We start from the raw sequence: 4,182 nt of genomic DNA on the forward strand, positions 1-4,182 counted from the left end.
GCTGCTCCAGCCCGTCGACCGTCCGGGTCGAGGGCTCGCTCTGCTGCGACTGCCCGTTCCCGCCCGTCTCGGAGTCGGTCCCGGCGGTGACGCCGGTGAGCGCGATCGGGGCCACCTCCTGCTCGGGGTCGCCGGCGACCAGGTAGCCGACCGTGCCCACGGCCAGCAGCCCGGCGGCCGCGGCGGAGGAGAGGATGATGATGGTCTTGGTCTGCATCGCGGATCCCTTGCTCACATGCTCGGAGGTCTGTGTACCACCCAGCATGCGGCGGCGCGATGATGGCGGCATGAGGTCCACATGAGGGTCTTCTTCATGTTGCGCTCAGGGACGGTTCAGCGGCCTCCGCCAGGGTGGGAGGCGACACGGGGAAACGGGGAGGGGCACGGCCTTGGCGATTCTGGTGGTGGAGGACGAGGAGGGGATCGTCTCCTTCGTGCGGCGCGGGCTGGAGACGGCCGGTTACCAGGTGCTCACCGCAGCCGACGGGATCGACGGGCTGACGATGGCCCTGTCGTCGGACGTCGATCTCGTCGTCTTGGACCTGGGGCTGCCGGGGATCCCGGGTGAGGAGGTGCTGCGGCGGCTGCGCGCGCGCCGCCCCTCGGTGCCGGTGATCGTGCTCACCGCCAAGGACGCCGTGAGCGACCGGGTCGCCAACCTCGACGCCGGGGCCGACGACTACATGGTCAAGCCGTTCAGCGTGAGCGAGCTGCTGGCCCGCGTGCGGGCCCGGCTGCGCGGCGGCGGCCAGGAACGCGGCGACGTGCTGGCCGCGGGCGGTGTGGTGCTCGACCTCGGGGCGCGCACCGCCTCGGTGGAGGGTCGCACCGTCAACCTGTCGGCACGTGAGTTCGCGCTGCTGGAGGTGCTCATCCGCCATCCGACGCAGGTCTTCTCCCGGCCCCAGCTGCTGGACCGGGTCTGGGGCTACGACTTCGACGGCGCCTCCAACGTGGTGGAGGTCTACGTCAGCCAGCTGCGCCGCAAGCTCGGCAGCGAGCGCATCCAGACGGTCCGCGGCGCCGGGTACCGGCTCGGGGACGGCGCACGGTGAGCCTCACCGGCCGGGTGGTCCTGCGATCGCTGCTGGTCATGGCCCTGGTCATCGGCGGTGTCGCCCTGCTCACCTACGAACTGGTGCGCGTGTCGGGCCTGGCCGACATCGACCACCTGCTGCGCGAGGAGTCGGCGCTGGTCGGCGACGCCCTCGACGGGCGGCTGCCCGCCGCCGCCGGACTCGACGGCGTGGTCTCGGGCCCGGAGGCCGAGCGCGCCGCCCGCCAGGCGCTCGCCGTACGCCCCAGCGGAGCCCGCCACGTGACGCTGGTGACCGTCAACGACGTGCGGTTGCAGAGCACCGGGGGCCCCTCGCGCGTCGCGGGCCTCATGCGCGGCGGCGACGCCCCCGGGCCCGAACCCGGGACCCTGCGCACGCTCGACACCGACGCGGGCCCGCTCCGGGTGCTCGACACCCGGGTCGTGGACGACGCCGGTGACACCCTGGCCGTGGTCACCGTCGCCGCCCCGCTCGACTCCACCCGGGACGCGGCGGCCACCGTCCTGCTGTGGGCCGGTCTCGCCGGGGTGATCGGCGTGGTCGGCGGAGGGGTCGTGCTGTGGCTGGTCGTGCGGCGCACCCTGGGTCCCGTGCGGGAGGTCTCCGACGCCGCCAAGGCCATCTCGCCGGCCGACCTCGCCACCCGCGTCCCGGTGCCCGCCACCCGCGACGAGATCGCCGAACTGGCCACCGAGATCAACCAGATGCTGACCCGCATCGAGCAGGCCGACAGCAACCGGCGCCGGTACCTGGCCGCGATCTCCCACGAGGTGCGCACCCCTCTCTCCGTCGCCGAGGGGCACCTGGAACTGCTGGGCACCGCGGAGGCGGCGGTCGTGCGCGCCGAACTCGGCCGCCTGCGCCGTGTGCTGGAGGACCTCATGGCGGTGGCCCGCGGCGGCGACGAGATCGACGTCCGCGTCGAGGCCGTGTTCCTGCCCGACCTGTTCCACGACGTGCGGGCCCGGCTCGACGCCCTGCCGCACGCCGACGCCGTCACCCTGGAGGAGCCGCCGCCGGACGTCCTGCTCGGCGACCAGTCACGCCTGGAGCAGTGCCTGGCCAACCTCACCGCCAACGCCGTCGACCACAACCCGCCCGGCACCCGCGCCACCGTGACCGCCCGCGGAGGCGAGGACACGATCACCCTCACCGTGACCGACGACGGCCCGGGGATCAGCGCCGAGGTGCTCCCCCACGTGTTCGAACCGTTCGTCACCACGCGCACCACCGGATCGGGGCGCACCTCGGGGCTCGGCCTGTCGGTCGTGCGCTCCCTGGTCGAGGCCCAGGGCGGTGAGGTGGGCATCGACAGCGGCCCCTCCGGCACCGTCGTCAGGATCACCCTCCCGCGTGCCACGCCCTGACCGGTCTCGCGCGGGGCCGGGACCACGCGTCCGGCGACCCGGGGCGCATTCGCTGTTCACACGGGTCCTCCGGGGGAATTCCCCTTCGCCGCGAACCCTTCACCACGAAGGGCGGAAACGGGGAATCCCCCGGAAACGAAGAACGCTTTCCGGAGCGGACGCCCCCTCCGCTCCGGCGCGCGGGGCCCACCGGCGCACACTCCGCGGGGAGGCCGTAATCCCCGCCTTCCGTGATAGTCTCGTAATATCGCCGCAACGCCCCTCACCTGCGCGTACGCCCGTTACGGGCCCCTGACCCGACCGTGGCCGAGTTTTGGGCGGGCCTTGGGGGGCAGTGCGATATGGCAGGAGGTGCTCCGATGGAGACCGGAACAATTGTCATCATCGCCTTAGTGGTGGTGGTCGTCATCGCCGGAGGAATCGCGATCGCCGCGCGGTCCTCGATCCTTCCGGCCCGGCGCACCGCCCGGCTGAAGAAGCGTTTCGGCGCCGAGTACGACCGCGCCGTGGAGGTCCACGGCAACAGGACGGCCGCCGAGAACGACCTGTCCGAGAGGCTCCGCCGCCGCGACAACATGAGGCTCCGCGAGCTGAGCGACCAGCAGCGCGTGGCTCACACCGAGACGTGGGCCGCGGTGCAGCAGGAGTTCGTCGACGACCCCGTCCGCGCCGTCCGCGACGCCCGCGGACTGGTGGAGGCCATCATGGCGGACCGCGGCTACCCCGGCCCCGCGTCCGCGGCCGACAGTGAAGCGGCCTTCGACCAGCGCCTCGACGACCTGTCGGTGGACCACTCCGCCGCGGTCACCGGGTTCCGCCGCGCGCACGCCACCGGAAGCTCCGCCGAGGCGGGTCGGAGCGGCACCGAGCACCTGCGCGAGGAACTGGTGTCCTACCGCGATCTGGTGGAGTCCCTGCTGGGCGGCCTGCCGACGGCCGACGGCACGACGAACCGGAGCCCGGGCGCGGGGCGGACCGCTGTCGACCACACCGCTCCGGCCGCGGGCACGGAGCGCACCGCTGTGGAGCGGCCGCGCCGGGAGAGGGGACCGGAGGCGGGTCTGTGACCGGCCCCGGCAGCTTCTCCGCGAGGAACCGACGACACGAGGAGGCGGACATGGTGGAACGCGTACCCGGCCCCGGCACGAGCCGGGAGACCGAATCGGACCAGTACCGGGCGCGGACGCCCGGAACCGGGACCGGCCCCCGTACCGCGGAGCCGGTGACCGTCGACGCCGAGGTGAACGACCCCGGACGCGGGACCGGCCCCGGACCCACCGGTGCTCCCGGTCCCGACCGCACGGATCCCGTCGGCGGTGACCACACCGGCCCCGCCGGACACGCCAGGCCGGGCGGACGCGGAACCGCGCCGGGCCGGGTGCCGGAGCAGCCCGGCGCCGGAGCGGACCGCCCGGGCTCGGCGGACGGGCCCCGGACGCGGGGCGCGAAGCTGGAACGCGTCCGGGAGCGCTGGAACGCGACGCAGGGCAAGTTCGTCGACGACCCCCACGGCGCCGTGCGCGAGGCCGACGCGCTGGCGGCGGAGGTCGCCGACGCCGTGGTCGCGGAGATCGAGGAGCGCCGCTCCGCGCTGCGCTCCGCGTGGAACGAGGGAGAGGGCACGGACACCGAGTCGCTCCGGGTGGCCCTGCGCGACTACCGCTCCTTCGTGGAACACCTGGTCAACACCAACACCTGACGGCGTGCGGACGCCGCGAGCCGTCCCGGGAGGGGCCGCCCACCGCCGAGCGCGGGGG

Annotated in this window: 4 protein-coding genes and 1 pseudogene; 4 read left to right on the forward strand and 1 reads right to left on the reverse strand. The window is 74.0% G+C overall.

Annotated features, from left to right (window positions below; all coding sequences use genetic code 11):
* Nucleotides 1-217, reverse strand: a pseudogene (locus tag DQW06_RS10360) (hypothetical protein); the annotation flags it as partial.
* A gap of 172 nt (nucleotides 218-389) precedes the next feature.
* On the opposite strand from DQW06_RS10360, the gene DQW06_RS10365 reads away from it, so the two are divergent.
* The 4 genes from DQW06_RS10365 to DQW06_RS10380 all read left to right on the forward strand — a co-directional run bounded on the left by DQW06_RS10365 (nucleotide 390) and on the right by DQW06_RS10380 (nucleotide 4,124).
* Nucleotides 390-1,055: a response regulator transcription factor gene (locus DQW06_RS10365; protein ID WP_013155543.1), complete on the forward strand. Its 666-nt coding sequence runs from the start codon at nucleotides 390-392 to the stop codon at nucleotides 1,053-1,055.
* On the forward strand, nucleotides 1,052-2,425 hold the full coding sequence (locus DQW06_RS10370) for a HAMP domain-containing sensor histidine kinase (protein ID WP_117198362.1): 1,374 nt from the start codon (nucleotides 1,052-1,054) through the stop codon (nucleotides 2,423-2,425). Before DQW06_RS10365 ends, DQW06_RS10370 begins: the two co-directional genes overlap by 4 nt.
* 359 nt (nucleotides 2,426-2,784) lie before the next feature.
* On the forward strand, nucleotides 2,785-3,492 hold the full coding sequence (locus DQW06_RS10375) for a hypothetical protein (protein WP_013155545.1): 708 nt from the start codon (nucleotides 2,785-2,787) through the stop codon (nucleotides 3,490-3,492).
* Nucleotides 3,493-3,542: 50 nt separating this feature from the next.
* The gene (locus tag DQW06_RS10380) at nucleotides 3,543-4,124 is read left to right on the forward strand and encodes a hypothetical protein (RefSeq protein ID WP_013155546.1); all 582 of its coding nucleotides are present in this window, start codon (nucleotides 3,543-3,545) and stop codon (nucleotides 4,122-4,124) included.
* Nucleotides 4,125-4,182 lie beyond the last annotated feature (58 nt).

It is taken from the genome of Nocardiopsis sp. TNDT3 (genome assembly GCF_003427465.1).
Classification (GTDB): Bacteria; Actinomycetota; Actinomycetes; order Streptosporangiales; family Streptosporangiaceae; genus Nocardiopsis; species Nocardiopsis dassonvillei.

Coding starts and splice junctions, on each gene's coding strand:
- DQW06_RS10380 (WP_013155546.1), top strand. CDS start 3,543: ATGGTGGAACGCGTACCCGGCCCCGGCACGAGCCGGGAGACCGAATCG.
- DQW06_RS10375 (WP_013155545.1), top strand. CDS start 2,785: ATGGAGACCGGAACAATTGTCATCATCGCCTTAGTGGTGGTGGTCGTC.